1 protein-coding gene is annotated in these 859 nt (G+C 53.2%); it reads right to left on the bottom strand.

The window, feature by feature from the left end:
- On the bottom strand, positions 1-859 hold an 859-nt coding region (locus EII32_RS12250), incomplete at both ends, for a hypothetical protein (RefSeq protein WP_158611188.1).

Genomic DNA, 859 nt, shown 5'->3' with positions numbered 1-859 from the left:
TATATGTTACCGTCTTTTCCGATACCGCCTGCATAACATCATTTTTCACAGTCTGCTTCCAAGTGCCGAGCAAGTTGGCCGCCCAATTGAGTGTCAATGCAATTTCCTGACTGCCGACACCTTTGATTGTAACGGTGACGCTTCCCGATGAATAATACCTGCCCTCCGCGTCTTTGCCTATGCTCTCGATTAATATACGGTCTCCGTTTGCCACGGCATTGCAGTGCGCTCCGTCAACCCTCGCAATCTTATAGTCTCGCCCGGCTGAAAGCATGCGTGCGCCACTCATGCCTATCACATGCGCGGCAAATCTGCGAGTGTCGATTTTCAATGTCTTTTCGTCCTGCTCGAAGATAACCGTCGCAGGCGACAGAACGAACGACACCCCGTCCGTACCTGCGGCACCCTCTATCCTGCCCATGTCCAACCACGGCTTGTCCAGCCCTTGAGAGTTCCACAGATGCCCGCCTCCCGCCGTGAGGTATTTATCATCAATTGGCGCGTCGATAGAACTGCAGCCGTCCTCGTCAAATTTCTGAAAATCTGTAAGTTGCCTGTGGGTTACAATGTAAGAACCGGGGATAAAACCGTCGTCCTCGTCAAGAAGATACGTGCCTTGTGCCAACTCGTAAAACAGAGGCTCGCCACCCTGCAACATGAAATTGCGGAAATCCGTCCATTTGGTGAAATGCAGCGATGCGGGTTTAAACTCCAGCGACTTTCCGACGATGCGCACCTTGTCCGTCCAAGTGCGTCCTCCATCATAACTGTAATGTGCAAATACGTCTCCGCCCGCGAATGCGGCATGCCATGTGCCGTCCTCTCCCGTCACCGAGTATTCGGCAAGCACCGTGGCGGG

The sequence above is a fragment of the Prevotella sp. OH937_COT-195 genome (assembly GCF_003932845.1).
GTDB lineage: Bacteria > Bacteroidota > Bacteroidia > Bacteroidales > Bacteroidaceae > Prevotella.
Note: the sequence above shows the minus strand (reverse complement) of the source record. Positions and strands in the feature narration are given on the sequence as shown.